This window comes from Klebsiella sp. PCX (assembly GCF_021869705.1).
In the GTDB taxonomy this organism is placed as follows: domain Bacteria; phylum Pseudomonadota; class Gammaproteobacteria; order Enterobacterales; family Enterobacteriaceae; genus Klebsiella; species Klebsiella quasipneumoniae.
Genome location: NZ_CP091527.1, coordinates 1902111 through 1928005, shown reverse-complemented (window position 1 = coordinate 1928005; position 25895 = coordinate 1902111). Strand labels below are relative to the sequence as shown.

The 25895-nt window shown below is 59.6% G+C and carries 25 protein-coding genes, 1 tRNA gene and 1 other RNA gene; 17 read left to right on the top strand and 10 right to left on the bottom strand.

The window, feature by feature from the left end; translation table 11 throughout:
- Window positions 1-40: 40 nt before the first annotated feature.
- From GQR96_RS08955 to GQR96_RS08940, 4 genes are all read left to right on the top strand, one after another.
- Window positions 41-901, top strand: coding sequence for a pirin family protein (locus tag GQR96_RS08955; RefSeq protein ID WP_049115954.1), 861 nt, complete (start codon window positions 41-43; stop codon window positions 899-901).
- 18 nt (window positions 902-919) lie between these two features.
- Window positions 920-1597, top strand: a complete 678-nt coding sequence (locus GQR96_RS08950) for an isochorismatase family protein (RefSeq protein ID WP_065904877.1) — start codon at window positions 920-922, stop codon at window positions 1595-1597.
- 145 nt (window positions 1598-1742) lie between these two features.
- Window positions 1743-1830 (top strand) — tRNA-Ser (locus tag GQR96_RS08945).
- Between the two features lie 43 nt (window positions 1831-1873).
- A non-coding RNA gene (locus GQR96_RS08940) (RtT sRNA) lies at window positions 1874-2011 on the top strand.
- A gap of 199 nt (window positions 2012-2210) precedes the next feature.
- On the opposite strand, the gene phoH is transcribed toward GQR96_RS08940, so the two are convergent.
- The 4 genes from phoH to efeU all read right to left on the bottom strand — a co-directional run bounded on the left by phoH (window position 2211) and on the right by efeU (window position 6801).
- Window positions 2211-2999: a phosphate starvation-inducible protein PhoH gene (gene phoH / locus GQR96_RS08935; protein WP_002898923.1), complete on the bottom strand. Its 789-nt coding sequence runs from the start codon at window positions 2997-2999 to the stop codon at window positions 2211-2213.
- 504 nt (window positions 3000-3503) lie between these two features.
- Complete coding sequence (gene efeB, locus GQR96_RS08930) at window positions 3504-4787, bottom strand: iron uptake transporter deferrochelatase/peroxidase subunit (RefSeq protein ID WP_048323645.1); 1284 nt, start codon at window positions 4785-4787, stop codon at window positions 3504-3506.
- A gap of 4 nt (window positions 4788-4791) precedes the next feature.
- Complete coding sequence (gene efeO, locus GQR96_RS08925; protein WP_017901109.1) at window positions 4792-5919, bottom strand: iron uptake system protein EfeO; 1128 nt, start codon at window positions 5917-5919, stop codon at window positions 4792-4794.
- Window positions 5920-5970: 51 nt separating this feature from the next.
- The gene (efeU, locus tag GQR96_RS08920; protein WP_004204515.1) at window positions 5971-6801 is read right to left on the bottom strand and encodes an iron uptake transporter permease EfeU; all 831 of its coding nucleotides are present in this window, start codon (window positions 6799-6801) and stop codon (window positions 5971-5973) included.
- A 270-nt stretch (window positions 6802-7071) separates the two neighbouring features.
- Here efeU and GQR96_RS08915 point away from each other — a divergent pair, with 270 nt between their 5' ends.
- On the top strand, window positions 7072-8256 hold the full coding sequence (locus tag GQR96_RS08915) for a NupC/NupG family nucleoside CNT transporter (protein WP_065905020.1): 1185 nt from the start codon (window positions 7072-7074) through the stop codon (window positions 8254-8256).
- A 31-nt stretch (window positions 8257-8287) separates the two neighbouring features.
- On the opposite strand, the gene GQR96_RS08910 is transcribed toward GQR96_RS08915, so the two are convergent.
- Both GQR96_RS08910 and putP read right to left on the bottom strand, forming a co-directional pair.
- On the bottom strand, window positions 8288-8722 hold the full coding sequence (locus tag GQR96_RS08910; protein ID WP_023317897.1) for a DUF3574 domain-containing protein: 435 nt from the start codon (window positions 8720-8722) through the stop codon (window positions 8288-8290).
- Between the two features lie 134 nt (window positions 8723-8856).
- Window positions 8857-10365 carry a sodium/proline symporter PutP gene (gene putP, locus GQR96_RS08905; protein ID WP_004147889.1) on the bottom strand — a complete coding sequence of 503 codons (1509 nt, stop codon included), beginning with the start codon at window positions 10363-10365 and terminating at the stop codon, window positions 8857-8859.
- A gap of 420 nt (window positions 10366-10785) precedes the next feature.
- Between putP and putA the strand changes: the two genes are divergently transcribed.
- The gene (gene putA, locus GQR96_RS08900; RefSeq protein WP_049116747.1) at window positions 10786-14748 is read left to right on the top strand and encodes a trifunctional transcriptional regulator/proline dehydrogenase/L-glutamate gamma-semialdehyde dehydrogenase; all 3963 of its coding nucleotides are present in this window, start codon (window positions 10786-10788) and stop codon (window positions 14746-14748) included.
- Between the two features lie 184 nt (window positions 14749-14932).
- Window positions 14933-15328 (top strand): lysozyme inhibitor LprI family protein, encoded by a 396-nt coding sequence (locus tag GQR96_RS08895; protein ID WP_004204510.1) that lies wholly within the window; start codon window positions 14933-14935, stop codon window positions 15326-15328.
- Here GQR96_RS08895 and rutR read toward each other — a convergent pair whose 3' ends face one another.
- Window positions 15329-15967 carry an HTH-type transcriptional regulator RutR gene (rutR, locus tag GQR96_RS08890; protein WP_004204508.1) on the bottom strand — a complete coding sequence of 213 codons (639 nt, stop codon included), beginning with the start codon at window positions 15965-15967 and terminating at the stop codon, window positions 15329-15331.
- 284 nt (window positions 15968-16251) lie between these two features.
- Between rutR and rutA the strand changes: the two genes are divergently transcribed.
- Genes rutA through rutG form a run of 7 tightly spaced genes read left to right on the top strand, consistent with a single transcriptional unit; the run spans window position 16252 to window position 21674 of the window.
- Window positions 16252-17343: a pyrimidine utilization protein A gene (rutA, locus tag GQR96_RS08885; RefSeq protein ID WP_004204507.1), complete on the top strand. Its 1092-nt coding sequence runs from the start codon at window positions 16252-16254 to the stop codon at window positions 17341-17343.
- A complete protein-coding gene (rutB, locus tag GQR96_RS08880) occupies window positions 17343-18053 on the top strand; it encodes a pyrimidine utilization protein B (RefSeq protein WP_004204506.1) in 711 nt (236 codons plus the stop codon). Before rutA ends, rutB begins: the two co-directional genes overlap by 1 nt.
- Window positions 18046-18438 carry a pyrimidine utilization protein C gene (rutC, locus tag GQR96_RS08875; protein WP_004204505.1) on the top strand — a complete coding sequence of 131 codons (393 nt, stop codon included), beginning with the start codon at window positions 18046-18048 and terminating at the stop codon, window positions 18436-18438. The genes rutB and rutC overlap by 8 nt, the downstream gene beginning before the upstream one ends.
- A complete protein-coding gene (gene rutD / locus GQR96_RS08870) occupies window positions 18435-19238 on the top strand; it encodes a pyrimidine utilization protein D (protein WP_049093322.1) in 804 nt (267 codons plus the stop codon). The genes rutC and rutD overlap by 4 nt, the downstream gene beginning before the upstream one ends.
- A complete protein-coding gene (locus GQR96_RS08865) occupies window positions 19235-19825 on the top strand; it encodes a malonic semialdehyde reductase (RefSeq protein ID WP_017901103.1) in 591 nt (196 codons plus the stop codon). Before rutD ends, GQR96_RS08865 begins: the two co-directional genes overlap by 4 nt.
- 10 nt (window positions 19826-19835) lie before the next feature.
- Complete coding sequence (rutF, locus tag GQR96_RS08860) at window positions 19836-20330, top strand: NADH-dependent FMN reductase RutF (RefSeq protein ID WP_065904879.1); 495 nt, start codon at window positions 19836-19838, stop codon at window positions 20328-20330.
- 21 nt (window positions 20331-20351) lie between these two features.
- Window positions 20352-21674 (top strand): pyrimidine utilization transport protein G, encoded by a 1323-nt coding sequence (gene rutG / locus GQR96_RS08855; RefSeq protein ID WP_065904880.1) that lies wholly within the window; start codon window positions 20352-20354, stop codon window positions 21672-21674.
- Window positions 21675-21989: 315 nt separating this feature from the next.
- On the opposite strand, the gene GQR96_RS08850 is transcribed toward rutG, so the two are convergent.
- Both GQR96_RS08850 and GQR96_RS08845 read right to left on the bottom strand, forming a co-directional pair.
- The gene (locus GQR96_RS08850; RefSeq protein WP_017899487.1) at window positions 21990-22928 is read right to left on the bottom strand and encodes a DMT family transporter; all 939 of its coding nucleotides are present in this window, start codon (window positions 22926-22928) and stop codon (window positions 21990-21992) included.
- A 163-nt stretch (window positions 22929-23091) separates the two neighbouring features.
- A complete protein-coding gene (locus GQR96_RS08845; protein WP_002898708.1) occupies window positions 23092-23265 on the bottom strand; it encodes a con-10 family general stress protein in 174 nt (57 codons plus the stop codon).
- Between the two features lie 87 nt (window positions 23266-23352).
- Here GQR96_RS08845 and GQR96_RS08840 point away from each other — a divergent pair, with 87 nt between their 5' ends.
- The 3 genes from GQR96_RS08840 to GQR96_RS08830 all read left to right on the top strand — a co-directional run bounded on the left by GQR96_RS08840 (window position 23353) and on the right by GQR96_RS08830 (window position 24546).
- Window positions 23353-23574, top strand: coding sequence for a hypothetical protein (locus GQR96_RS08840; protein WP_060656416.1), 222 nt, complete (start codon window positions 23353-23355; stop codon window positions 23572-23574).
- Between the two features lie 127 nt (window positions 23575-23701).
- Complete coding sequence (gene wrbA, locus GQR96_RS08835; RefSeq protein ID WP_002898704.1) at window positions 23702-24298, top strand: NAD(P)H:quinone oxidoreductase; 597 nt, start codon at window positions 23702-23704, stop codon at window positions 24296-24298.
- Window positions 24299-24318: 20 nt separating this feature from the next.
- Window positions 24319-24546 (top strand): YccJ family protein, encoded by a 228-nt coding sequence (locus GQR96_RS08830; protein ID WP_008805934.1) that lies wholly within the window; start codon window positions 24319-24321, stop codon window positions 24544-24546.
- Between the two features lie 65 nt (window positions 24547-24611).
- On the opposite strand, the gene agp is transcribed toward GQR96_RS08830, so the two are convergent.
- Complete coding sequence (gene agp, locus GQR96_RS08825; protein WP_017899485.1) at window positions 24612-25859, bottom strand: bifunctional glucose-1-phosphatase/inositol phosphatase; 1248 nt, start codon at window positions 25857-25859, stop codon at window positions 24612-24614.
- Between the last annotated feature and the right edge of the window lie 36 nt (window positions 25860-25895).

Genomic DNA, 25895 nt, shown 5'->3' with positions numbered 1-25895 from the left:
AAGCTTATTCGCATCAGATACCGATACACAGGAGAAAGCCATGAAACAGATTACAGGAGTCTACACCGCGCCCGCGCAGCATTGGGTAGGCGACGGCTTCCCGGTTCGTTCGATGTTTTCCTATCAGACGCACGGCCAGCAGCTGAGCCCCTTCTTACTGCTCGACTATGCCGGGCCGTACACCTTCCCGGCGGGCAGCAATAAACGCGGCGTCGGTGAGCATCCGCATCGCGGATTCGAAACCGTCACCATCGTCTACGCCGGAGAGGTAGAACATCGTGACTCCACCGGCCGTGGCGGGGTAATTGGCCCAGGCGACGTGCAGTGGATGACGGCGGGCGCCGGGATCCTGCACGAAGAGTTCCACTCGGAGGCCTTCACCCGCAGCGGCGGCGAGCTGAAGATGATCCAGCTGTGGGTCAACCTGCCCGCCAAAGACAAAATGGCGACCCCCGGCTACCAGAGCATTACCGCCGGGACGATCCCCACCGTCGCGCTGACGAATGGCGCCGGACAGGTTCGGGTTATTGCCGGCCAGTATGACGACGTCAGCGGCCCGGCCCATACCTTCTCACCGCTTAACGTGTGGGATATGCAGCTGAATCAGGGGCGCGACCTCACGCTGCGCCAGCCGGAAGGCTGGAGTACCGCGCTGGTGGTACTGGAAGGGGAAGTGATCATCAACGGTTCCGAATCCGCCCGCGAAGGACAGCTCGCCGTCCTGAGCCAGGCAGGAGACGCACTGCATCTGGAGGCGACCGCCCAGGCAAAAGTTCTGCTGATGGCCGGCGAACCGCTGCAGGAGCCGATTGTGGGCTATGGCCCGTTTGTCATGAATAACAAAACGCAGATCGCAGAAGCCGTTCGCGATTTTAACAGCGGCCGCTTTGGCCAAATCTAACTGATTGAGGTGAATACTATGTCTACTCTCGCTAATTTTAACGGTGCTCGTCCGGTGATTGATGTCAACGATACCGCAATGCTGTTGATTGACCACCAGAGCGGCCTGTTCCAGACCGTCGGCGATATGCCAATGCCAGAGCTGCGCGCTCGCGCCGCCGCGCTGGCGAAGATGGCCTCGCTTGCCGGGATCCCGGTGATCACCACCGCCTCCGTGCCGCAGGGGCCGAATGGTCCGCTGATCCCGGAGATTCATGAGAACGCGCCGCATGCGCAATACATCGCCCGTAAAGGCGAGATCAACGCCTGGGATAACCCGGAATTCGTCGCCGCGGTGAAAGCGACCGGTCGTAAAACGCTGATTATCGCCGGGACCATCACCAGCGTCTGCATGGCCTTCCCGGCGATTGCCGCCGTCGCCGACGGTTATAAAGTGTTTGCCGTGATTGACGCTTCCGGCACCTACAGCAAAATGGCGCAGGAGATCACCCTGGCTCGCGTGGTACAGGCTGGCGTAGTGCCGATGGATACCGCCGCCGTCGCCTCTGAGCTGCAGCGCACCTGGAATCGCCCGGACGCAGCAGAATGGGCGGAGGTGTACACCAAAGTCTTCCCGGCCTACCAGCTGCTGATTGAAAGCTACAGCAAAGCGCAGGACGTGGTGAAGAATAACGAACAGCTTGATTCCCAGCGCTAAAACACCCGCCCCACTGCGTCGCAGCGGGGCATTGTTCATTGCGTGAGCGGTCGGTAAAGAAAGAAGAAAATATGCTTGACCGTTTTAACGCAACTCCCTATAGTAGCGCCCCGTTGCCCACCCAAGGTGAGCAGCAAGACAATATGGTGAGGTGTCCGAGTGGCTGAAGGAGCACGCCTGGAAAGTGTGTATACGGCAACGTATCGGGGGTTCGAATCCCCCCCTCACCGCCATATTCGAGATGAGAGCCTGTACGCAAGTACGGGCTCTTTTCTTTTATATTCTCCGCCGGGGGGGATGAGAACCCCCGACCGGGGTTCGACAACTGGCGCAGCCAGTTGGACAGACCGCGAGCCCGCGAGCGGGCTGCCCCGCAGGGGCGAGCGAAGCGAGTCAATCCCCCCCTCACCGCCATATTTTAAGAAGAGCTCGTACGCAAGTACGGGCTTTTTTTCGCATGTGGCACCGCAGACATCCCCGGGGTCGGCATCAATGCCTCTCCCGGGCTACCAGACCGTACCCGCCAGGTAGCCCGCTATGCGCAGCGCCGCCGGAAGGCCCTCCAAAAACAACAAAGCCCGGGCTCGCCCGGGCTTTGCTCACAGTATGACGATTAATAATAGGCTTTCAGCGTCCGCTGGCAGAGGGCCGAGCGCACGCAGTCATCGGTGGTGAAACGCACGATGCCGATCATCTCGTCTTCCTCAAAACGCGCCAGCGCATCGCTCAGGCCGGACCGCACCCCTGAGGGCAAGTCGCACTGGGTGATATCGCCATTGACGATGACCGTCACGTTCTCCCCGAGGCGGGTTAAAAACATCTTCATTTGCGCTGCGGTCACGTTCTGGGCCTCGTCCAGAATCACCACCGCATTTTCAAAAGTACGTCCGCGCATATAGGCGAACGGCGCGATTTCCACCTTGCCGATTTCCGGACGCAGGCAGTACTGCATAAAGGAAGCTCCCAACCTTTTCACCAGCACGTCGTAAACCGGTCGGAAATAGGGCGCGAACTTCTCGGCGATATCTCCCGGTAAGAAGCCGAGATCTTCGTCGGCCTGCAGAACGGGACGGGTAACAATAATTCTGTCCACATCCTTATGGATCAGCGCTTCAGCTGCCTTCGCCGCACTGATCCAGGTCTTGCCGCATCCGGCTTCGCCGGTGGCGAAAATCAGCTGTTTATTGTCGATGGCATTCAGATAATGCGCCTGAGCCTCATTGCGCGCCTCAATTGGGGAAGTATCACGGCTGTCCCGCGCCATGCCAATTGCTTCTACGCCACTCATTTGCACAAGCGATGTGACCGATTCTTCTTCACGCTGCTTATGGCTGCGTGAATCCCGTCTCAGCACACGTTTTGCTTCACGACGAGCTTTGATCACTGCTTTTTGTCTTCCCATGGATAGCACCTTGCGTTGTAGGTTTACATCACACGCGTCAACATCGACGCGACTATGCGCACGAACGATTGAGGTTTGGCTTCCTTGTAAGCCATTGCTTGCCGGTAGAACTGACAACGAGTCGCGGCTACGCGCACCGCGTACCCTGCCAAGGTGGTAATAATTCGAAGCGGAGGGAGAAAGAGTGAGAAAATCGCTGCCGGAAGCGAGGCTTCCGTGCTGAAGAGTACGGTCTGTGGTTTTACGTTGTCCGGTACGGGACCTTACCATTCGCGATCTCCATAGTGAAACGTCACACTGCCGGGAACTACCGCGTATGTAATAAGTACATCAAAAAAGATTCTTAATGCAACTTATTTTTCACAATGACGCAACAAATAGTTCTTAAGCAAGTGTAGGAGACTATCGGTCATTTGTATTACAGAAATATAACACATGGCAGGAAATATAATAAAAAAGAGAAAAACAGCAGAAAACGCCCTGCCCTTGCGGACAGGGTCGGTATCAGGCCTGCAGCAGCGTCTGTCCCAGGTAGTGCTTATCATCCACCACGCCGGGTAAAACAAAGAAGTAGCCCCCGCCGATGGGTTTGACGTACTCCTCCAGCGCCTCGCCGTTAAGCCGTTTCTGCACCGTCAGAAAACCCTTTTCCAGATCGTGCTGATAGCAAACGAACAACAGCCCCATATCCAGCTGCCCGGCATTAGTGACTCCCAGCGAATAACTGTAGCCGCGGCGCATCATCAGGCTGGACTGGGTTTCCGGCGTGCGAGGGTTGGCCAGACGAATATGGCTATCCAGCGCGATCGTCTCGCCGTTAGGATCTTTACTGTAATCCGGGGTATCGTGTTCGTTTTTCATCCCCAGCGGCGCACCGGTGTGCTTGTCGCGGCCGAAGATGGTCTGCTGCTCCTTGAGCGGCGTCCGGTCCCAGAACTCGACGTGGAATTGAATGATGCGCGCCGCCTGATAGCTGCCGCCCACCGCCCAGGCCGGCTCGTCCTGATCCGCCGTGACCCACACGACCTGATCCATCAGCGCGCTGTCATGGCTCGCCGGGTTAGCGGTACCGTCCTTGAAACCCAGCAGGTTGATGGGGGTTTCTTTGCCTTTGCTGCGCGCCGCGCTATCGGAGATAAACCCTTCCCGCTTCCAGCGCACGCTGAGCAAATCCGGCGTATGTTTGATGACATCGCGCAGGGCATGGATCACCGTGTCCTGAGTATTGGCGCAGATCTGCAGCAGCAGGTCGCCATGGCACAGGGCGGCATCCAGTGAATCATTGGGGAAGCGAGTCATCGGCTGCAGCTTTTTCGGCGCTTTATCCGCGAGACCAAAGCGCTCATCAAACAGCGAATGGCCGACCGAGACGGTGATGGTCAGATTATCCGGGGCAATCCACGGCCCTAAGATGCCGGAATCCATCGGCGGCAGACGCGGATTAGGCGTATCCGGCGCCGGGCCGCCCTGGGTTAGAAAGGCGATACGCTGGGTCAGCAGCCGAAACAGACGCTCGAGGTCGGCTTTATCTGACGCCAGCACATCGAACGCCACCAGCATCATCGAGGCCTGCTGCGGCGTCAGAATACCCGCCTGATGCGGGCCATAGAATGGCTGTTTTTCCTGGCGCGCGTCAGGTGTGAGCGTCCCGGGGGAACTTTCCGCTTTTGCCGCATGCGCTACCGGGCAGCCGCCGGTGATGGCCAGCGCGCCGCCAAGCGCGCCGATCCCTTTCAGTAAGCGACGACGTGACGGCTCGTTCACGTCGTGTGGTTTCTGTTGTGCCATCGACTTAGTCCAGACCCAGGATCCCGCGCAGCTGAGCCAGATCTTCCGCCAGGGTGGTGATCGGCCCTTTCAGCGCATTACGGTCAGCGGTGGTCAGCTTATCGTAAGTTTCGAAACCCTCTTTGGTGCGGTATTTGCTGAGGATACTGTCCACTTTCTTAAAGTTGGCGTCCACTTTAGCCAGCAGTGCGCTGTTCTCTTTTTGCAGCTGCGGGCGCAGCAGATCGACAATTTTCTGCGCGCCGTCAATATTGGCCTGGAAGTCCCACAGGTCGGTATGGCTGTAGCGATCTTCTTCACCGCTGATCTTGCTGGCTGCGACTTCTTCAATTAATCCTGCCGCCCCGCCCACGACTTTTGACGGTGGGAACGCCAGCTCGCTGATGCGCTTTTGCAGCTCCAGCACATCGCTGTTCAGCTGATCGGCATATTTTTCCATGCCCTTGACGCTGTTATCGCCAAACAGCGCCTTTTCCAGACGGTGGAATCCGGTGAATTTCGGATCTTCCGCTTTTTTCTCGAAATCGTCTTCGCGGGCGTCGATGCTGCCGTCAAGGTCAGAGAACAGCTCAGCAATCGGCTCAATGCGCTCGTAATGCTGGCGCGTCGGGGCGTACAGCGCTTTCGCTTTTTCGATGTCGCCAGCTTTCACCGCGTCGGTAAAGGCTTTGGTGCCGCTGACCAGCTGCGCGGTTTCCGCCGTCACATAGGCTTTATAAGCGGTGATCGCTTCGCCGAGGCTCAGCACCGCATCCGCTTTCGCCGCGTCTTTGGTGGCGGCGCCGGTGACGATCAGTTTGCCTTTCGGGTTGGTGAGCAGACCGCAGGTCATGTCATATTCGCCCGGCTGCAGGTTTGCGGTGAGCTTCTGGGTAAAGCCCGGCGCGATGTTTTCGCGCTCTTCCACCACCATCACCCCTTTCAAAATCTCCCACTCCAGCGCTTTCTGGCTGTGGTTCTGAATAATAAACTGGGTTTTACCCGCGTTAACGGTCACCTGCATCGGCTCGCACTGTTTGTCGTTGACGGTGACTTTGACCTGCGGGATATCCGCAGCCTGAGCACCGAATGCAGAGCTGAGCAGCGCGGCCACGGTCACCCGCAGCGCATTACGGCGAAAATGAATCATCATGATCATCCCTTTCGGTAAGTAGAGTGTCGCTTATAAGCTCGCAGCGCCTGGTCAGGCAGCCCGCGAGGCAGTCGTATTATTTCGCGGCGGCAGCGCAAACAGCACCAGCGCCGGGATCAGATAAAGCAGATAGACAGCCACTTCGCTGACGCTTGGCGTCTCCTGGTAGCCGAAGATCCCTTCCAGCAGCGTGCCGAACAGCGTATGCGTCGACAGCACAGTGCTCAGATCGAAGGCGGTCTCCTGGAACAGGTTCCACAGGCCCGCCTCGTGAAAGGCGCGGATCGCCCCCGCCGCCAGGCCAGCGGCCACCAGCAGGATAAACAGGCTGGTCCATTTGAAGAACACGCCAAGGTTGAGACGGATACCGCCCCAGTAGAGGAGGAAACCCAGCACGATTGCCGTGGCCAGCCCCAGCATCGCCCCCAGCGGCGGCCAGATGCCAACGTCCTGCTGGAATGCCGCCAGCAGGAAGAAGACCGACTCCAGCCCCTCACGGGCGACCGCGAAAAAGACCATCATCACCAGCGCCCAGCCGTGGTGATTGCCGCGCTGTAGCGCCTTATCCACGGCCTGCTCCAGCTGCTGCTTGACGTTGCGTGAGACATTGCGCATCCAGAAGACCATCCACGTCAGGATCACCACCGCAATGACCGCGACGATCCCTTCGAACAGCTCCTGTTCGCGCTGAGGAAATTCCCCGGTGGTTTCGTTGATAAAGATGCCTAAGCCAAGACACAGCGCCGCTGCGAGGATCACGCCAATCCACATCACGCCAATCCAGTTGCCGCGCTGGGTGCGTTTCAGATAGCTGGCGATCAGGCTGACAATCAGCGCCGCCTCCAGGCCTTCGCGTAACATAATGAGAAATGGGACAAACATGCCAATACCCTTAAATGTAAAGCACCGTCAACGAATGCAAAAACAGGTAATATTTATGATAGTGATTATCATTACAATACTCAGAAACACAAGCGAAATGTTTAGAGAATGATGACTATCTGTAAATAAATCGCTGGCAAATAATGACTTATGAAAATATTCGCCTGTTATGAGGGAAAAGAATAAGCAAAGGATTTTTTACGCCAGATATTTACCCGTCGCGGCGGCTATGGCTAAATGGCGGCCTTATTGACCTGCGAAAAGAACAACATGACTGCATTTTTTCATTTCCTGCTGGCGCTGGCGGTGATCCTCGCCCTGGCCTGGCTTGTCAGCTACGACAGACAAAAAATTCGTATTCGTTATATTCTTCAGTTGATTATTATAGAAATAGCGCTCGCTTTCTTTTTCCTGCACGCCGAAAGCGGCCTGTGGCTGGTAAAAAATATTTCCGGCTTTTTTGCTTCGCTGTTAGGCTTTGCCGCCGAGGGGACCAATTTCGTCTTTGCCGGCATGAGCGAAAAAGGCTTAGCCTTTATTTTTCTTGGCGTCCTGTGTCCGATTGTGTTTATTTCCGCGCTGATTGGTATTCTCCAGCACTGGCGGATCCTGCCGATTTTTATTCGCGTGATTGGCACCCTGCTGTCGAAGGTCAACGGCATGGGTAAGCTGGAATCTTTTAACGCCGTCAGCTCCCTGATCCTCGGCCAGTCGGAAAACTTCATCGCCTACAAAGGCGTACTGGGCGACCTCTCCTCACGGCGTCTGTTCACCATGGCGGCGACGGCCATGTCGACCGTATCGCTGTCGATCGTCGGCGCCTATATGACCATGCTGGACGCCAAATATGTCGTCGCGGCGCTGATCCTGAATATGTTCAGCACCTTTATCGTGCTGTCGGTGATTAACCCGACGCGGCCGGGCAGCGAGCAGGAAATAAAGCTGGAGAAGCTGCATGAATCACAGAGTTTCTTTGAAATGCTCGGGGAATATATTCTGGCCGGCTTTAAAGTGGCGATGATTATTCTGGCGATGCTGATCGGCTTTATCGCCCTGATCAGCGCCATTAACGCGCTGTTCGCTACCCTGTTTGGCCTCAGCTTCCAGCAGATCCTCGGCTACGTCTTCTATCCGTTAGCCTGGCTTATCGGCATTCCGCTGAGCGATGCGCTGAACGCCGGCAGCATCATGGCCACCAAGCTGGTCGCTAACGAATTTGTGGCGATGATTGAGCTGCAAAAGATTGCCGCCAGCATGACGCCGCGCGGGCTCGGCATTCTCTCGGTCTTCCTGGTGTCGTTTGCTAACTTTGCTTCAATCGGCATTATCGCCGGGGCGATCAAAGGCCTGAATGAACCGCAGGGCAATATCGTCTCCCGCTTCGGCCTGCGGCTGGTGTTTAGCGCCACGCTGGTGAGCCTGCTTTCCGCCAGCTTCGCCGGGCTGGTGCTGTAAGACAAACGGCGGGGCTGCCCCCGCCGTTTACTCAGAACTGCACGCAGACCGGCTGGTCGACACGCATCACCGACTCCTGCGCGAAGCGCGATTTATAGCCCTCGCGCAGGGCCTCAATACCGGTCTCGCTCTGCGCGTCGTGGCCATGGATCACCATCAGCGCCTTGCTCTGCTCCCGCACCACCTGACCATTCTGGCCAAGCCACTGGCCGTGGGCATCAAACACCGTCAGCCCGTCGCGAAAGCGCGGCGTGACGTCGCGGTCGACAAACTGTTGCCACTCTTCAGCGGTGATGTCTTTCCCCGCCGGGCGGCTCAGACCGAAGTAAAGCGTGGTTTGCACCATGGACTGATCCGCCGGGCAGGCGCCGGGCTTCGGCGCGCTGGTCGATGAACTTCCACCCGCCGCGCAGCCGCTGAGTAACCCTGCCAGCACCAGCGCCATTGCACCCTGTCTGAACGTCATCTTTGCTATCCTCATTGTTATTAGTCAGGAAATATCAGCGGATTTTCAAATAATTAGCAAGGGTTATAATATTCCGGCCCGGCAAAAGGCAATAAAAAGCCCGCCAGCGGCGGGCTCGTGAGCGTCAGATGAGCTTACTCAGCCGTGGCGCGTACCGGCGGCGGCGTATGGTAGTGGGCATCCGCTTCAGCGAAGCGCTGCTGCATGCTGGCTGACGGCGCTTTATCCAGCAGGCTAAAGACCACAATCCCGATGCTGCCGAAGACAAAGCCCGGAATAATTTCATACAGGCCCAGCCAGCCAAACTGCTTCCAGACGATCACGGTCAGGGCGCCAATCACCATCCCGGCCAGCGCGCCGTTACGGGTCATACGCGACCACATCACCGAGAACAGCACCACCGGGCCAAAGGCGGCGCCGAAACCGGCCCAGGCATAGCTCACCAGACCCAGCACGCGGTTCTCAGGGTTGGCCGCCAGGGCAATGGCCACCAGGGCAACCACCAGCACCATCATACGGCCCACCCAGACCAGCTCTTTCTGACCGGCGTTTTTACGCAGGAAGGCTTTATACAGATCTTCAGTAATCGCGCTGGAGCAAACCAGCAGCTGACAGCTCAGGGTGGACATCACCGCCGCCAGAATCGCCGACAGCAGGATCCCGGCAATCCACGGGTTAAACAGGATTTGCGCCAGCTCGATAAACACGCGTTCGGCGTTCTGGTTAACCGCGCCCGCCAGGCTCGGGTTGTTATTAAAGTAGGCGATGCCAAAGAAGCCGACGGCCACCGCCCCGCCGAGGCAGAGGATCATCCAGGTCATACTAATGCGACGCGCGTGGACGATGCTGTGGTGCGAATCCGCCGCCATAAAGCGCGCCAGAATATGCGGCTGACCGAAATAGCCCAGTCCCCAGCCCATCAGCGAAATAATCGCCACGAAGTTCAGCCCTTTCAGCATGTCGATATTTTCGATGCTCTTCTGCTTAATGACTTCCAGCGAATCGCCAAAACCGCCGACGGATATAATCACGATTACCGGGGTGAGGATCAGCGCGAAAATCATCAGGCTGGCCTGCACGGTATCCGTCCAGCTGACGGCGAGGAAGCCGCCGACAAAGGTATAGATAATTGTCGCCGCCGCGCCGGCCCACAGCGCGGTTTCATAACTCATGCCAAAGGTGCTTTCAAACAGACGCGCCCCCGCCACAATTCCCGAGGCGCAATAGATAGTAAAGAACAGCAGAATAACCAGCGCCGAAATAATTCTCAGCACCCGGCTTTTATCTTCAAAACGGCCGGTAAAATAATCAGGCAGCGTCAGGGCGTTATTATTCACCTCGGTATGCACGCGCAGGCGCCCGGCGACCAGCTTCCAGTTAATCCACGCCCCCAACGTTAAGCCGATGGCAATCCAGCTTTCGGAAATCCCGGAGAGGAAAATGGCGCCCGGCAGGCCCATCAGCAGCCAACCGCTCATGTCCGAGGCGCCGGCGGAAAGCGCGGTCACAAATGGCCCCAGACTCCGTCCCCCGAGAATATAATCATCAAAGTTTTTGGTCGAACGCCAGGCAATAAACCCTATCAATACCATACCAAAAATATAAACAATAAATGTCACCAGCATCGGTGTGCTAATAGCCATGCAAAGTCTCCAGAATTTTTATCGACAGCGTCCAACTTCGTCGTTTTTTTCCACTACCGGAACGGGGTAATGGCGCATTGTTTAATTGGGCGACCGTATCCTGACGGAAGCTTCGGTTTTTCACAAACGATTTAACACAGCATTTACACGAAAATCCGACGGCGCAAAACGTCAATTTGCGAGAGGTTGCACTCTCTCACGTTTTTAAAGGTTGCACCAAACAAAAGTGTTAACTCACGCATACAAATACCCTATGAGCCCGGGGTTAAAATTCTGCTATTTTAGGCATTATTTTTAACAAATCCGCCATTTCACGGCTTTCGTCACAAGCCATAATTAACATGGTTGCACAAAGTTGCAACATAGTGGATATTTCCATGCAACCGCATAAGCTAACGATAAATGACAGGAGTTTTGAGCATGGGCACCACCACCATGGGTGTTAAGCTTGACGACGCAACCCGCGAGCGCATTAAGTCCGCCGCGAGCCGCATTGACCGCACGCCGCACTGGCTGATTAAGCAGGCCATCTTCAATTATCTGGAAAAACTGGAGAACGATGAGACGCTGCCCGAGCTACCGGCGCTGCTCTCCGGGGCCGCCAACGAAAGCGATGACGCCAGCGTATTAACGGAAGAGCCGTATCAGCCGTTCCTCGAGTTCGCAGAGCAGATCCTGCCGCAGTCGGTAAGCCGCGCGGCGATCACCGCCGCCTGGCGTCGCCCGGAAACCGACGCGGTGCCGATGCTGCTGGAGCAGGCCCGACTGCCGCAGCCGCTGGGCGAGCAGGCGCATAAGCTGGCGTATCAACTGGCGGAAAAACTACGCAACCAGAAGACCGCCAGCGGCCGCGCCGGCATGGTGCAGAGTCTGCTGCAGGAGTTCTCTCTCTCCTCACAGGAAGGGGTGGCGCTGATGTGTCTGGCGGAAGCCCTGCTGCGTATTCCGGATAAAGCTACCCGCGATGCGCTGATCCGCGACAAAATCAGCAACGGCAACTGGCAGTCGCACATTGGCCGCAGCCCGTCGCTGTTCGTCAACGCCGCCACCTGGGGGCTGCTGTTCACCGGCAAACTGGTCTCCACCCACAACGAAACCAGCCTCTCCCGCTCGCTGAACCGCATCATCGGCAAGAGCGGCGAACCGCTGATCCGCAAGGGCGTGGATATGGCGATGCGACTGATGGGCGAACAGTTCGTCACCGGGGAAACCATCGCCGAAGCGCTGGCCAACGCCCGCAAGCTGGAAGATAAAGGTTTCCGTTACTCTTACGACATGCTAGGCGAAGCGGCCCTGACCGCCGCCGACGCCCAGGCCTATATGGTCTCTTATCAGCAGGCGATCCACGCCATCGGCAAAGCCTCTAACGGCCGCGGCATTTATGAAGGGCCGGGCATCTCCATTAAGCTGTCGGCTCTGCACCCACGCTACAGCCGCGCCCAGTATGACCGGGTGATGGAAGAGCTCTACCCGCGTCTGAAATCGCTGACCCTGCTGGCGCGCCAGTATGACATCGGCATTAACATCGACGCCGAAGAGGCGGACCGTCTGGAGATCTCTCTCGACCTGCTGGAAAAACTGTGCTTCGAGCCGGAGCTGGCGGGCTGGAACGGGATTGGCTTCGTGATTCAGGCCTACCAGAAGCGCTGTCCGTTTGTCATTGATTACCTGATTGACCTCGCCACCCGCAGCCGCCGTCGCCTGATGATCCGTCTGGTGAAAGGCGCCTACTGGGACAGCGAAATCAAACGCGCGCAGATGGAAGGTCTCGAAGGCTATCCGGTCTACACCCGCAAGGTTTACACCGACGTCTCCTATCTCGCCTGCGCGAAAAAGCTGCTGGCGGTGCCGAACCTGATTTATCCGCAGTTCGCCACCCACAACGCCCATACCCTGGCGGCTATCTACCAGCTGGCGGGCCAGAACTACTACCCTGGCCAGTATGAGTTCCAGTGCCTGCACGGCATGGGCGAACCGCTGTACGAGCAGGTGGTGGGCAAAGTCGCCGACGGCAAACTGAACCGGCCGTGCCGGATCTACGCCCCGGTGGGCACCCACGAGACGCTGCTGGCGTATCTGGTGCGTCGTCTGCTGGAGAACGGCGCCAATACCTCCTTCGTCAACCGTATTGCGGACAATACCCTGCCGCTGGACGAGCTGGTGGCCGACCCGGTCAGCGCGGTAGAAAAACTGGCGCAGCAGGAAGGCCAGGCCGGCCTGCCGCATCCGAAAATCCCGCTGCCGCGCGATCTCTACGGCAGCGGCCGGAGCAACTCCGCCGGTCTGGATCTGGCTAACGAGCATCGTCTGGCCTCCCTCTCCTCTTCCCTGCTCAACAGCGCCCTGCATAAATGGCAGGCATTGCCGATGCTGGAGCAGCCGGTAGCCGAAGGCGAGATGCAGCCGGTAGTCAACCCGGCTGAGCCAAAGGACATTGTCGGCTACGTCCGCGAAGCCAGCGATGACGAAGTGCAGCAGGCGCTGACCAGCGCTATCAACAACGCGCCAATCTGGTTCGCCACCCCGCCGCAGGAGCGCGCCGCCATTCTCGAGCGTGCCGCGGTGCTGATGGAAAGCCAGATGCCGACCCTGATGGGGATCCTGGTGCGCGAAGCGGGTAAAACCTTCAGCAACGCCATCGCCGAAGTGCGCGAAGCCGTTGACTTCCTCCACTACTATGCCGGCCAGGTGCGCGACGATTTCGATAATGAAACCCACCGTCCGCTGGGTCCGGTGGTCTGTATCAGCCCGTGGAACTTCCCGCTGGCGATCTTCACCGGGCAGATTGCCGCCGCGCTGGCGGCCGGCAACAGCGTGCTGGCGAAACCGGCCGAGCAGACGCCGCTGATCGCCGCCCAGGGCGTGGCGATCCTGCTGGAAGCCGGCGTGCCGCCAGGGGTGATCCAACTGCTGCCGGGCCGCGGGGAAACCGTCGGCGCCGCGCTGACATCCGATGAGCGCGTGCGCGGCGTGATGTTCACCGGCTCCACCGAAGTGGCCACCCTGCTGCAACGCAATATCGCCAGCCGCCTCGACGCTCAGGGACGCCCGACGCCGCTGATCGCCGAAACTGGCGGGATGAACGCGATGATCGTCGACTCGTCGGCGCTCACCGAGCAGGTGGTGATCGACGTCCTGGCCTCCGCATTCGACAGCGCCGGCCAGCGCTGCTCCGCCCTGCGCGTCCTCTGCCTGCAGGAAGAGGTAGCCGACCACACCTTAACCATGCTGCGCGGCGCGATGAGCGAGTGTCGCATGGGCAATCCGGGCCGCCTGACCACCGATATCGGTCCGGTTATCGATGCAGAAGCGAAAGAGAATATCGAACGCCATATTCAGACGATGCGCGCCAAAGGCCGCACCGTCTATCAGGCGGTGCGCGAGAATAGCGAAGACGCCCGCGAATGGAACCACGGGACCTTCGTGCCGCCGACGCTTATCGAACTCGACAGCTTTGACGAGCTAAAAAAAGAGGTTTTCGGCCCGGTGCTGCACGTGGTGCGCTATAACCGTAACGAGCTGGATAAACTGGTGGAGCAGATTAACGCCTCCGGTTACGGCCTGACCCTCGGCGTGCATACCCGCATCGACGAGACCATCGCCCAGGTCACCGGCAGCGCGAAGGTGGGCAACCTGTACGTCAACCGCAATATGGTTGGCGCCGTGGTCGGCGTGCAGCCGTTCGGCGGCGAAGGGTTGTCCGGTACCGGTCCGAAAGCCGGCGGCCCGCTGTACCTTTACCGTCTGCTTTCCAGCCGTCCGCAGGGCGCCGTTGGCGTGACCTTCGCCCGCCAGGATGCAGAGCGTCCGCTGGACGCCCAGCTGAAAACGCTGCTGGAAAAACCACTGCAGGCGCTGCAGCAGTGGGCGGCGGGCCGACCTGAGCTGCAGGCGCTGTGCCAGCAGTACAGCGAGCAGGCGCAAAGCGGCACCCAACGCCTGCTGCCGGGGCCAACCGGCGAGCGCAACACCCTGACGCTGATGCCCCGCGAGCGCGTGCTGTGCGTGGCGGATAATGAGCAGGATGCGCTGATCCAGCTGGCGGCTGTGCTGGCGGTCGGTTGTGAAGTGCTGTGGCCGGACAGCGCCCTGCAGCGCGATCTGGCGAAGAAACTGCCGCGGGACGTCAGCGAGCGGATCCGTTTTGCCAAAGCGGATCAGTTGCCCGGTCAGGCCTTCGACGCGGTTATCTATCACGGCGATTCCGACCAGCTGCGCGAGCTGTGCGAGCAGGTGGCGGCGCGCGACGGGGCGATTGTCTCCGTGCAGGGCTTCGCCCGCGGCGAAACCAATCTGCTGCTGGAGCGGCTGTATATCGAGCGTTCGCTGAGCGTCAACACCGCGGCGGCAGGCGGTAACGCCAGCCTGATGACCATCGGCTAACCCGGGCCCCCCGGTGGCGCTGTGTTACCGGGGCTACCTACCACCGCCAAAGGGTAGCCCGGATAAGGCGCTGTGCGCCGCCATTCGTGCAATCAATCTGCGATGCGATCAGCTAATGACAGCCGACGTCAGCTGTGCTTAATTAGGGCTCCCTGACGGGAGCCTTTTTTATGGGAGCAGAACAATGAAACGCATGTTATTTGCCGTGGCGGCCCTGCTGGCCAGCGGCGTGGCGCTGGCGGACGAGTGCAGCAACGCCAACACCCAAACCGAAATGAATCAGTGCGCGGCCGCGCAGTTTCAGGCGGCCGACAAAAAACTGAACGACACCTGGCAGCAGGCTCTGCAGCGGGCGGCGGGTAAACAGCAGACATTACTGAAACAGGCGCAGCAGGCATGGATTGCTCTGCGCGACGCCGACTGCGCCTTCCTCGCGTCCGGCGCCGAAGGCGGCAGCATGCAGCCGATGCTGCTGAGCCAGTGCATGACCGATAAGAGCGTGGAGCGGGAATCTTTCCTCGCCTCGCTGCTGCAGTGCGAGGACGGCGATCAAAGCTGCCCGCTGCCGCCGGCCAATTAACTAACGGACGCGAATGCCTTCGATAATCATCCGCTGGACATTATCGACCGTTTGCTCAAAAAAGGCCGCGTCCTGCAGCGTGGCGCCGGTGACCGCCTCTACCTGGGTGGCGAAGTCGGCGTAATGCTGGGTAGTGGCCCAGATCATAAAGATTAAATGCTGCGGATCGACCGGCGCCAGCTTGCCGCGGTCGATCCAGCCGGAGACAATCGCCGATTTCTCATCGACCAGCGCTTTCAGATCCCCGGTCAGCTCACCCATCAGCAGCGGCGCGCCCTGCAGCATCTCGAGACAGAAGAGCTTCGAGGCCTGGGGGTGATCGCGGGACACCTCCAGCTTCAGGCGAATATACTCGCGGATCGCCACCAGCGGGCTGATATCCTCGCGAAAGGCCTTCAGCGGCGCCAGCCAGATGGCGAGGATCTGCTGCAGAACGGCCACGTACAGCGCCTCTTTCGAAGGGTAGTAATAAAGCAGATTGGTTTTCGACACCCCGGCGCGCTCAGCTACCTGCTCCAGCCGCGTACCGTGAATACCAAATTGCGAAAATGCCTCCAGCGCGGCGGCCAGGATGGCCTCCTTTTTGGCGCTGACCGCTTGTGAACGTTTGCCGTTTTTCTTCACCGCGCCCTGTGCCATACATCCTCTCCTTCAGTTGACGCCACCAGCATAGCAAAAGCCCTGCGCCGACACGACCCCATGCACCCTGATTGCGCATGACTGCCGTTTTTTCGTGCACTGATTTTGACCATCCAGTCCACTTTTTTATCTTCCTTTTTAGCAACCCAATAGCAACACATTAATAACATTAGCATTTATAAAACTGGCATCGCGTTTGCTTTACCTGTTCTGCGAGGTGGTCCAGGGAGAGGCAGGATGCCGCACCACCGCAACCCATCTTCCATGACTGTAGAGAGGTAGGTATGAAAATTGGTGTTTTCGTTCCCATTGGCAACAACGGCTGGCTGATCTCCACCCATGCCCCGCAGTATATGCCGACCTTCGAACTGAATAAGGCTATCGTGCAGAAAGCCGAGCACTACCATTTCGACTTCGCGCTCTCCATGATCAAGCTGCGCGGCTTCGGCGGGAAAACAGAATTTTGGGATCACAACCTGGAGTCCTTCACCCTGATGGCCGGCCTGGCCGCGGTGACCTCGAAGATCCAGATCTACGCCACCGCCGCCACCCTGACGCTGCCGCCGGCGATTGTCGCCCGGATGGCCTCCACTATCGATTCCATCTCCGGCGGCCGGTTTGGCGTCAATCTGGTGACCGGCTGGCAAAAACCGGAATATGACCAGATGGGCATGTGGCCGGGGGATGACTATTTCGCCAGCCGCTATGACTATCTCACCGAATACGTTCAGGTGCTACGCGACCTGTGGGGCACCGGGCGCAGCGATTTCAAAGGCGATTACTTCACCATGAACGACTGCCGGGTCAGCCCGCGCCCTTCGCAGCCGATGAAGGTGATCTGCGCCGGGCAGAGCGACGCCGGTATGGCCTTCTCCGCCCAGCACGCGGACTACAACTTCTGCTTTGGCAAAGGGGTCAACACGCCGACGGCCTTCGCGCCGACCGCAGCGCGCATGATGCAGGCGGCGGAAAAAACCGGCCGTGACGTAGGCTCCTATGTGCTGTTCATGGTGATCGCCGACGAAACCGACGAAGCGGCGCGCGCCAAATGGGAGCACTACAAAGCGGGCGCCGATGAAGAAGCGCTGGCGTGGCTCACCGAGCAGAGTCAGAAAGACACCCGCTCCGGCAGCGATACCAACGTGCGCCAGATGGCCGACCCAACCTCGGCGGTCAATATCAACATGGGCACCCTTGTCGGATCGTATGCCAGCGTCGCCCGTATGCTTGATGAAGTAGCGAGCGTGCCCGGCACCGACGGCGTGCTGCTGACCTTTGATGATTTTCTTGCCGGCATTGACGCCTTTGGCGAACGCATTCAGCCGCTGATGCGCTGCCGGGACCACATTGCTCCTGTTACCCGTGAGGTGGCCTGATGATTACCCTTCCCGCTCGCCCGGAATCCCTGACCTTCGCGCCGCAGCAGAGCGCGCTGATTGTTGTCGATATGCAGAACGCCTACGCCAGCCAGGGCGGTTATCTGGATCTCGCCGGCTTTGACGTCTCCGCTACCCGACCGGTTATCGACAATATTAATACCGCCGTCGCCGCCGCTCGCGCCGCGGGTATGCTGATTATCTGGTTCCAGAATGGCTGGGATGACCAGTATGTTGAAGCCGGCGGCCCGGGCTCGCCGAACTACCACAAGTCCAATGCACTGAAAACGATGCGTCAGCGCCCGGAGCTGCAGGGCAAGCTGTTGGCGAAAGGCGGCTGGGACTATCAGCTGGTGGACGAACTGACGCCGCAGGAAGGCGACATCGTGTTGCCGAAACCGCGCTACAGCGGCTTCTTTAACACCCCGCTCGACAGCATTTTACGCAGCCGCGGTATACGCCACCTGGTGTTCACCGGGATCGCCACCAACGTCTGCGTCGAATCGACGCTGCGCGATGGCTTCTTCCTCGAATACTTCGGCGTAGTGCTGGAGGATGCCACCCATCAGGCCGGCCCGGCCTTCGCCCAGCAGGCGGCGCTGTTCAATATTGAAACCTTTTTCGGCTGGGTCAGCGACGTCGAGAGCTTCTGCCGCGCGCTATCCCCTGCCACCCCGCTGTCTTTAGCCAAGGAGAAACGTTATGCCTAAACAGGTGATCATTCCGCCAGGCACCACCACGCCGATTGCCCCCTTTGTTCCGGGGACGCTCGCCGATGGCGTGGTCTACGTCTCCGGCACTCTGCCGTTTGATAAGCAAAATAATGTGGTGCACATCGGCGACCCAAAGGCGCAAACCCGCCACGTGCTGGAGACCATCAAGAGCGTTATCGAAACGGCGGGCGGGAGTATGGCGGATGTGACTTTCAACAGCATCTTTATCACCGACTGGACAAATTACGCCGCGATTAACGAGGTTTACGCCGAGTTTTTCCCCGGCGATAAACCCGCGCGCTTTTGCATTCAGTGCGGTCTGGTGAAACCCGATGCGCTGGTGGAAATCGCCAGCGTCGCCCATATCGGCACCCCGACATGATGAGGCTCAATATTGCTCCAGCCCCATGGCCCGGCGCGCCGGTGGTGGTCCTCAGCGCCGGTCTGGGCGGCGGCGGCGGCTACTGGCTGGCGCAGCGCGCGGCGCTGGAGGAACAGTATCAGCTGGTGAGTTATGACCATAACGGGACCGGGGAGAACGCCGGTCCGCTGCCCGCCGACTACAGCATGGCGACGATGGCCGGAGAGCTGTTCAGCGCTCTGCAGGCGGCGGGGATCGCCCGATTCGCGCTGGTGGGCCACGCGCTGGGGGCGCTAATTGGCCTGCAGCTGGCGCTCGATCGCCCCGAGGCGGTGAGCGCCCTGGTGCTGGTCAACGGCTGGCTGTCGCTGTCGCCGCACACCCGCCGCTGCTTCCTGGTGCGCGAGCGTCTGCTGCATGCCGGCGGCGCGCAGGCGTGGGTCGAAGCACAGCCGCTGTTTCTCTACCCGGCGGAATGGATGGCCGCGCGCCTGCCGCGCCTCGAAGCGGAAGATGCGCTTGCCATCAGCCATTTTCAGGGCAAGGAGAACCTGCTGAAGCGGCTGCAGGCCCTGAAGCAGGCTGATTTTTCGCGTCGCGCGGCGGCCATCGCCTGCCCGACGCTGATTATCAGCGCCGCTGACGATCTGCTGGTCCCGGCCTCCTGCTCCCGCGTGCTGCAGACGGCTATCTCCGGCAGCCAGCACGTGGAAATGCCATGGGGCGGCCATGCCTGTAACGTCACCGACGCCGATACCTTTAATACCATTTTACGCGACGGGCTGGCCGCTATGCTGCCGGTCGCCACGGAGACCCGATGAACGACGCGATAAACCAGACGGCCTGCGAGACGCTGTTTACCCAGGCCCGAACCCACAACGGCTGGCTGGATAAGCCAGTGAGCGATGCGCAGCTGCAGGCAGTCTGGGACCTGATGAAAATGGGGCCGACTTCCGCCAACTGTTCGCCGGCGCGCATCGTGTTTGTGCGCAGCGCGGAAGGCAAAGAGAAACTTCGCCCGACGCTCTCCAGCGGCAATCTGCAAAAAACCATGCAGGCGCCGGTGACCGCCATCGTGGCGTGGGACAGCGCCTTTTACGACCGGCTACCGACCCTCTTTCCCCACGGTGACGCCCGCAGCTGGTTCACCTCCAGCCCGCAGCTGGCGGAGGAGACCGCGTTTCGCAACAGCTCCCTGCAGGCGGCATATCTGATTTTCGCCTGCCGGGCGCTGGGTCTCGACACCGGGCCAATGTCCGGCTTCGACCGGGAAAAAGTCGATGCGGCGTTTTTCGCCGACAACGGCTGGAAAAGCAACCTGCTGGTGAACATCGGCTATGGCGACCCCGGCAAACTGTACGGCCGCCTGCCGCGTCTGTCCTTTGATGAAGCCTGCCTGCTGGCATAAGGAGTTTACGATGGAGTTAGCGGACAAAGCGAGTTTCCGTGACGCCATGGCCCACGTCGGCGCCGCGGTTAACATTATTACCACCGATGGCCCGGCGGGCCGGGCGGGATTTACCGCCAGCGCGGTCTGCAGCGTTACCGACACGCCGCCGACCCTGCTGGTCTGCCTGAACCGCTCGGCCTCGGTGTGGCCGGTGTTCAGCGAACATCACACGCTGTGCGTCAATACCCTGGCGGCGGGACAGGAGGCGCTGTCGACGCTGTTTGGCGGAAAAACGGCGATGGACGAGCGCTTTTCTGCCGCCGACTGGCAGACCGGTGCCACCGGCTGCCCGCGGCTGGAGGCGGCGCTGGTCAGTTTTGACTGCCGCATCGACCAGCGCGTCAGCGTCGGCACGCACGACATCCTGTTTTGTCACGTCGTGGCCATTACCCGTCACCCGGAACCCCGGGGTCTGATGTGGTTTGACCGCGGCTATCACACGCTTATGCGACCCGCTTGTTAACCTCTAACCCGGGATATCATCATGGCACTCTTCGATTTTCCTCGCTGGAAGCTGACCTCCCCCGCCGCCGAATCCGGCGTCGTCGCGCCCGATGAACGCTTATCGGCCGGGCAAACGCTGGTGATGGGCGTGCAGCACGCCGTTGCGATGTTCGGCGCGACGGTGCTGATGCCGTTGCTGATGGGGCTCGACCCTAACCTGTCGATACTGATGTCGGGAGTCGGCACCCTGCTGTTCTTTGTCGTCACCGGCGGACGGGTGCCGAGCTATCTCGGCTCGAGCGCCGCCTTTGTCGGGGTGGTGATCGCCATTACCGGCTTTAATGGCCAGGGGCTGAACCCTCATCTAAGCGTCGCCCTTGGCGGGATCATCGCCTGCGGGCTGGTCTACACCCTGATCGGTCTGGTGGTGATGAAGATCGGCACCCGCTGGATCGAGCGCCTGATGCCGCCGGTGGTGACCGGGGCGGTGGTGATGGCTATCGGCCTGAACCTGGCGCCGATTGCTGTGCGCAGCGTGTCCGCCAGCGCCTTCGACAGCTGGATGGCGGTGTTGACCGTGCTCTGTATCGGCATAGTCGCGGTATTTACCCGCGGGATGCTGCAGCGTCTGCTGATCCTGGTCGGCCTGATCGTCGCCTGCGCGCTGTACGCCCTGCTGGCTAACGGCTTTGGCCTCGGCAAACCGCTGGACTTCTCCCCCCTCGCCCAGGCGGCGTGGTTCGGGCTGCCGCACTTTACCCCCCCATCCATTAACGGCCAGGCGATGATGTTGATTGCCCCGGTCGCGGTGATCCTGGTGGCCGAGAACCTCGGGCACCTGAAAGCCGTCGCCGGGATGACCGGGCGCAATATGGACCCGTACATGGGGCGCGCCTTCGTCGGCGACGGTCTGGCGACCATGCTCTCCGGCTCGGTGGGCGGCAGCGGGGTCACGACCTATGCGGAGAACATCGGCGTCATGGCGGTGACCAAGGTCTACTCGACGCTGGTGTTTGTCGCCGCGGCGCTGATTGCCATGCTGCTGGGCTTCTCGCCTAAATTCGGCGCATTAATCCACACCATTCCCGGGCCGGTGATCGGCGGCGCCTCGATCGTGGTCTTTGGCCTGATCGCCGTCGCCGGGGCGCGGATCTGGGTGCAAAACCGCGTCGACCTCAGCCAGAACAGCAATCTGATCATGGTGTCTGTGACCCTGGTGCTGGGCGCCGGCGATTTCGCGCTGTCGCTGGGCGGCTTTACGCTGGGCGGGATTGGTACCGCCACCTTCGGGGCGATCCTGCTGCACGCGCTGCTTCATCGCGGGACGCGGGAGGCGAAGGAGGCCAGAGTAACGCCGGTTTAGGCCACATTAGCGCGGCGTTGGCGCAGGGAGCGGGTGGGCCGGATAAGGCATTTATACCGCCATCCGGCCTGCCGGGAACGTCTCAGCGATGTTGAGGCCGTCAGCACCGGCAGTTTCAGCAACAATGGTGAATAAATTAACGACAGGTCGTACGAACGTAGGCCGGGTAAGGCGCAGCCGCCACCCGGCAGAAAAGCGACGCAGTGCCTGATGCTATCGCCCGGCGGCGCTGCGCTTGCGCGGGCCTGGAGACGATCAGAGCCGGACGAGTAGGCCAGCCAGGCTAAGCGCCGCTGTAGGATCAGAAGCGTAAAATTACGGCTCGCGACGATCGGCCAGGTCCGGGAGCGGCTGCGCATCGTCATTTGTTGACATCTGCGGCGGCGGTTTGCGCTTCCACTTCAGCTCGCTCACCAGCACTCCCGCGAGGATAAAGAAGCAGCCAAGGAGGGCCAGCAGCGGCAGACGCTCGCCGGCCAGCCGGCCAAAAATACCGGCCCATACCGGTTCGCCGGTATAGATCAGCGTGGCCCGCGTCGGCGAGACGCTGCGCTGCGCCCAGTTCATTGTCACCTGAATGATCGCGCTGAAAATGCCCAGCCCCAACGCCACGCCGAGCAGCGTCGGCGTCAACGGCGGCACCGATTCACCGGCCGGCTTCATGGCAGCGAAAGCCACCAGCGACGCGGTCGCCAGCTGCACCACCGTCACCCGTCGGACATCCACTTTTCCGGCCCAGGCGCTGATAAGGATAATCTCCGCGGCGATCGCCAGCGCACTCGCCAGAGTGATCATCTCCCCCACGCCAAGCGCCAACAGATTATTTTCCGGCCCGGCCAGCAGGATCAAACCGATAAAGGCCAGCACAATCCCCACGCAGGACATCACCCCCGGCATACGCCCCAGGCACAGCCACTGCAGCAGCGGCACCAGCGGCACATACATCGCCGTGATAAAGGCAGACTTGCTGCTGGAGATCGACTGCAGCCCCCAGGTCTGCAGGCCATACCCCAGCGCAATCGCCACGCCAATCGCCACCCCCGCCTTCACCTCCAGCCACGTCAGGCCGCGCAGGGTGCGGAGCGAGAGCAGGCCCACCGCCAGCGCGGCGGTCGCGAAACGCAGGCCGACAAAAAACAGCGGCCCACTGAGGCTGACCGCATACTGTACGGCAAGGAACGTCCCTCCCCAGAACATGGTGATCATGATAAGGAGCGCTTCCTGGCGGCTAACGGAGAATTTTAACGAAGACATAAGACAGCCATGACGATAAACGGGCGACCAGTGTGCAATCGGCCCGGCGGGAGCGCAACCTCCGACAGCTAAAAAAAACCGCCGGCAGATGCCGGCGGCGAGGGCGATGCGGTTGGGTCGGGGAGATTAACACCGCATCAAAGAGAACAGTGCCAGTCGCGCGTTAACTCTCACGACTACCATGACTGTTTTTACCCCCTTTTTTGCCAGCCTCTGAGGCGCGCTGAGGGTCATTTTTAAAATTCCCCCCGCTATGCTGGCCACCTTTACGTCCTGCTTCTGATGCTCTTTCACGGTCTTCAGCAAAGTTGCCAGAACCGCCACGATGGTTTGCCATTACTGACCTCCATTAGGTTAGACATCATAGTGCATTACGCGGGAGCGGCGACGCCGCTGTTCTGCCGCGTATCTATAAGGTTAGTGAATGACTGCCGGTGACGATGGCAAATGTCACATTCAGAAACAAAGCCTGGCGAAAAAAATCCCCTCGCGCCGCCTGATGGCGCTAACCTGCTCTGCTGCCGAAGAAAAAATAGTCAGCAAAAAATGTATCCTGATGCTACATCCTCGCCGCACCGGCCGGTATAGCGTAGGCATCGCTTCCCGCTTCTCAGCCGCTCAGGCCGCGCTGCGCAAGGAAAAGTAAATAATGTTTTGTCATTTTGTTATAAATCAAATAAATGCCCGTTGGATTTGCACTCTTCGGCAGAGGCTTTATCTTTAAAGGTACCAGCTATTTGGCTGGCTTATAATGCAACCGAGGAGTGATGGAAATGGCTAAAATTCTGGTGCTTTATTATTCCATGTATGGACACATTGAAACCATGGCTCACGCCGTCGCCGATGGGGCGAACCGGGTGGACGGCGTTGAGGTGGTTGTGAAGCGCGTGCCGGAAACCATGCAGGCAGAAGCGTTTGCCAAAGCAGGCGGGAAAACGCAAAACGCGCCTGTCGCCACGCCGCAGGAGCTGGCTGAGTATGACGCCATCATCTTTGGTACCCCGACTCGTTTCGGCAATATGTCCGGACAAATGCGCACCTTCCTCGATCAGACCGGCGGCCTGTGGGCATCCGGCGCGCTGTACGGCAAGATCGCCAGCGTATTCAGCTCAACCGGCACCGGTGGCGGCCAGGAACAAACCATTACCTCCACCTGGACGACGCTGGCCCACCACGGGATGATCATCGTCCCGATTGGCTACGGCGCACAGGAGCTGTTCGACATCTCCCAGGTCCGCGGCGGGACGCCTTATGGCGCCACCACTATTGCCGGCGGCGACGGCTCGCGTCAGCCAAGCGAGGAAGAGTTAGCCATCGCCCGCTATCAGGGTGAACATGTCGCCAAACTGGCCGTTAAACTGCACGGCTAATCTTCCGCAGGAGGAGCACTATGCCAACTCAAGAAGCAAAAGCACATCGCGTCGGCGAATGGGCAAGTTTACGTAACACCTCGCCGGAGATCGCCGAGGCAATTTTCGAAGTTGCCCACTACGATGAAAAACTGGCTGAGCAAATTTGGGAGGAAGGCAGCGACGAAGTGCTGGCGCTGGCCTTTGCCAAAACCGATAAAGATGCGCTGTTCTGGGGTGAACAGACGATTGAGCGTAAAAACGTATAGGGTGTTTATCCCTGCTGAGTCTCACCCTAACCTGCTAAAAACCCGGATTGCTCCGGGTTTTTTCATTATTTCGCCGCCTCGTTGATCACCTTTTTAAAGGTCTCCAGCGGGCAGAATCCCTGGTCATCGACCGGGCAGCCGTTAAGCGCCAGCGTGACCCGCTGTGGCGGGGTCTGCAACGTCAACGGGTCGGCATTACGCAGCTGCTCAGTGCTCTGATAGACATACTCAATCTTCATCAGATCGCGGTTGCTGCCGCTGTCGTGCCAGCGCTGAAACAGCAGTTTGCCGCCGATAGGCGTGCGCTCGTACTGGCCAGGAAGTTGATAGGGCTTAAAGTCCAGCGCCGTCAGCAGTGAGGCGATATTCGAGTCGTGTCCCACCAGCAGGGTGACTTTCGCCTTGCTGGCTCCCTCGCCCACCAGCGCGTTATCGATATATTTAACCAGCGGTTTGGCCACATTTTGCGCCACTGCCGTCGAGGTAAACAGACTATCCTGGTAGCCGTTTTTCAGCTTCGACAGCACCTGCCACTGCTTATCGCTGGTGATCTCCCCCCACGCCACCTGATCTTTCGGGAAGCCTTCATAGTATTGCAGGGTGAAGGCGTCCACCAGCGAGTTGCCCACCTTCAGCGGCCCGGATACCCCCGGCTCCTGCTGATAACCGGCGCTAAAGGTATCTTTACCCTCGCTCAGGGAACAGACCTGCTTCTCTTTGCAGGAGGGCGAGTTGCGGTAATCGATCATTGTCTCCAGCAGCTTGTAGCTCTCGGTCAACTGCATCCCCTGGCGCTCTTTTTCCATCGCCTGCAGCGCTTTCTCGCGAAACGCCGGGGAGTCGTCGGTGATAACCGGGTTGAAGGTCGGGTCCATGGTGCCCATCTGCGGCTGATGATGCACCGCAATGCCGCAGCCCGGGAACGCGCCGGTGATAAAGAACTGCGCAGTGGCGACGGTGCGCTGCAGGCTGTTAGCGTAGGCGTAAACGGCGTTTTCCGGCGGGCACTCCCCGCTGGTCACCAGCTTCTGTTGCGCCAGCCATTCGCGCATATAGTGGCCCATATACACCTCCAGCACGCCTCCCTTGGTGGTCAGCTGGCCGCCCGGCACATCCCACTGCGGCCAGGCTTTGGCGGTGGACTGCTCCAGCACGCTGCCGTTATTGGCCAGCGGCGCGCGAAGGTTGTGACGACTCATGATCAGCACCTGCTGCAGCTGATACCCCTCTGGGGCGGCCGTGTCCTGCGCCTGGGCGCCAGCGGATAACATGACCGCGCCGGCTACGGCGGCGGCGAGTAGACATATTTTCATCCCTTCATCCTTAGTCATTTATTATCATCGGGTTAA

Bases quoted from the DNA above. Each gene is read 5' to 3' on its own strand.
- GQR96_RS08840 (WP_060656416.1), top strand. From the start codon at position 23,353: ATGACTGCCGGTGACGATGGCAAATGTCACATTCAGAAACAAAGCCTG.
- agp (WP_017899485.1), bottom strand. From the start codon at position 25,859: ATGAAAATATGTCTACTCGCCGCCGCCGTAGCCGGCGCGGTCATGTTA.
- efeU (WP_004204515.1), bottom strand. From the start codon at position 6,801: ATGTTTGTCCCATTTCTCATTATGTTACGCGAAGGCCTGGAGGCGGCG.
- putA (WP_049116747.1), top strand. From the start codon at position 10,786: ATGGGCACCACCACCATGGGTGTTAAGCTTGACGACGCAACCCGCGAG.
- GQR96_RS08830 (WP_008805934.1), top strand. From the start codon at position 24,319: ATGCCAACTCAAGAAGCAAAAGCACATCGCGTCGGCGAATGGGCAAGT.
- GQR96_RS08895 (WP_004204510.1), top strand. From the start codon at position 14,933: ATGAAACGCATGTTATTTGCCGTGGCGGCCCTGCTGGCCAGCGGCGTG.
- GQR96_RS08950 (WP_065904877.1), top strand. From the start codon at position 920: ATGTCTACTCTCGCTAATTTTAACGGTGCTCGTCCGGTGATTGATGTC.
- efeB (WP_048323645.1), bottom strand. From the start codon at position 4,787: ATGGCACAACAGAAACCACACGACGTGAACGAGCCGTCACGTCGTCGC.
- GQR96_RS08845 (WP_002898708.1), bottom strand. From the start codon at position 23,265: ATGGCAAACCATCGTGGCGGTTCTGGCAACTTTGCTGAAGACCGTGAA.
- GQR96_RS08910 (WP_023317897.1), bottom strand. From the start codon at position 8,722: ATGACGTTCAGACAGGGTGCAATGGCGCTGGTGCTGGCAGGGTTACTC.
- rutF (WP_065904879.1), top strand. From the start codon at position 19,836: ATGGAGTTAGCGGACAAAGCGAGTTTCCGTGACGCCATGGCCCACGTC.
- wrbA (WP_002898704.1), top strand. From the start codon at position 23,702: ATGGCTAAAATTCTGGTGCTTTATTATTCCATGTATGGACACATTGAA.
- GQR96_RS08955 (WP_049115954.1), top strand. From the start codon at position 41: ATGAAACAGATTACAGGAGTCTACACCGCGCCCGCGCAGCATTGGGTA.
- GQR96_RS08865 (WP_017901103.1), top strand. From the start codon at position 19,235: ATGAACGACGCGATAAACCAGACGGCCTGCGAGACGCTGTTTACCCAG.
- rutC (WP_004204505.1), top strand. From the start codon at position 18,046: ATGCCTAAACAGGTGATCATTCCGCCAGGCACCACCACGCCGATTGCC.
- rutG (WP_065904880.1), top strand. From the start codon at position 20,352: ATGGCACTCTTCGATTTTCCTCGCTGGAAGCTGACCTCCCCCGCCGCC.
- putP (WP_004147889.1), bottom strand. From the start codon at position 10,365: ATGGCTATTAGCACACCGATGCTGGTGACATTTATTGTTTATATTTTT.
- phoH (WP_002898923.1), bottom strand. From the start codon at position 2,999: ATGGGAAGACAAAAAGCAGTGATCAAAGCTCGTCGTGAAGCAAAACGT.
- efeO (WP_017901109.1), bottom strand. From the start codon at position 5,919: ATGATGATTCATTTTCGCCGTAATGCGCTGCGGGTGACCGTGGCCGCG.
- rutD (WP_049093322.1), top strand. From the start codon at position 18,435: ATGATGAGGCTCAATATTGCTCCAGCCCCATGGCCCGGCGCGCCGGTG.
- GQR96_RS08915 (WP_065905020.1), top strand. From the start codon at position 7,072: ATGACTGCATTTTTTCATTTCCTGCTGGCGCTGGCGGTGATCCTCGCC.
- GQR96_RS08850 (WP_017899487.1), bottom strand. From the start codon at position 22,928: ATGTCTTCGTTAAAATTCTCCGTTAGCCGCCAGGAAGCGCTCCTTATC.
- rutR (WP_004204508.1), bottom strand. From the start codon at position 15,967: ATGGCACAGGGCGCGGTGAAGAAAAACGGCAAACGTTCACAAGCGGTC.
- rutB (WP_004204506.1), top strand. From the start codon at position 17,343: ATGATTACCCTTCCCGCTCGCCCGGAATCCCTGACCTTCGCGCCGCAG.
- rutA (WP_004204507.1), top strand. From the start codon at position 16,252: ATGAAAATTGGTGTTTTCGTTCCCATTGGCAACAACGGCTGGCTGATC.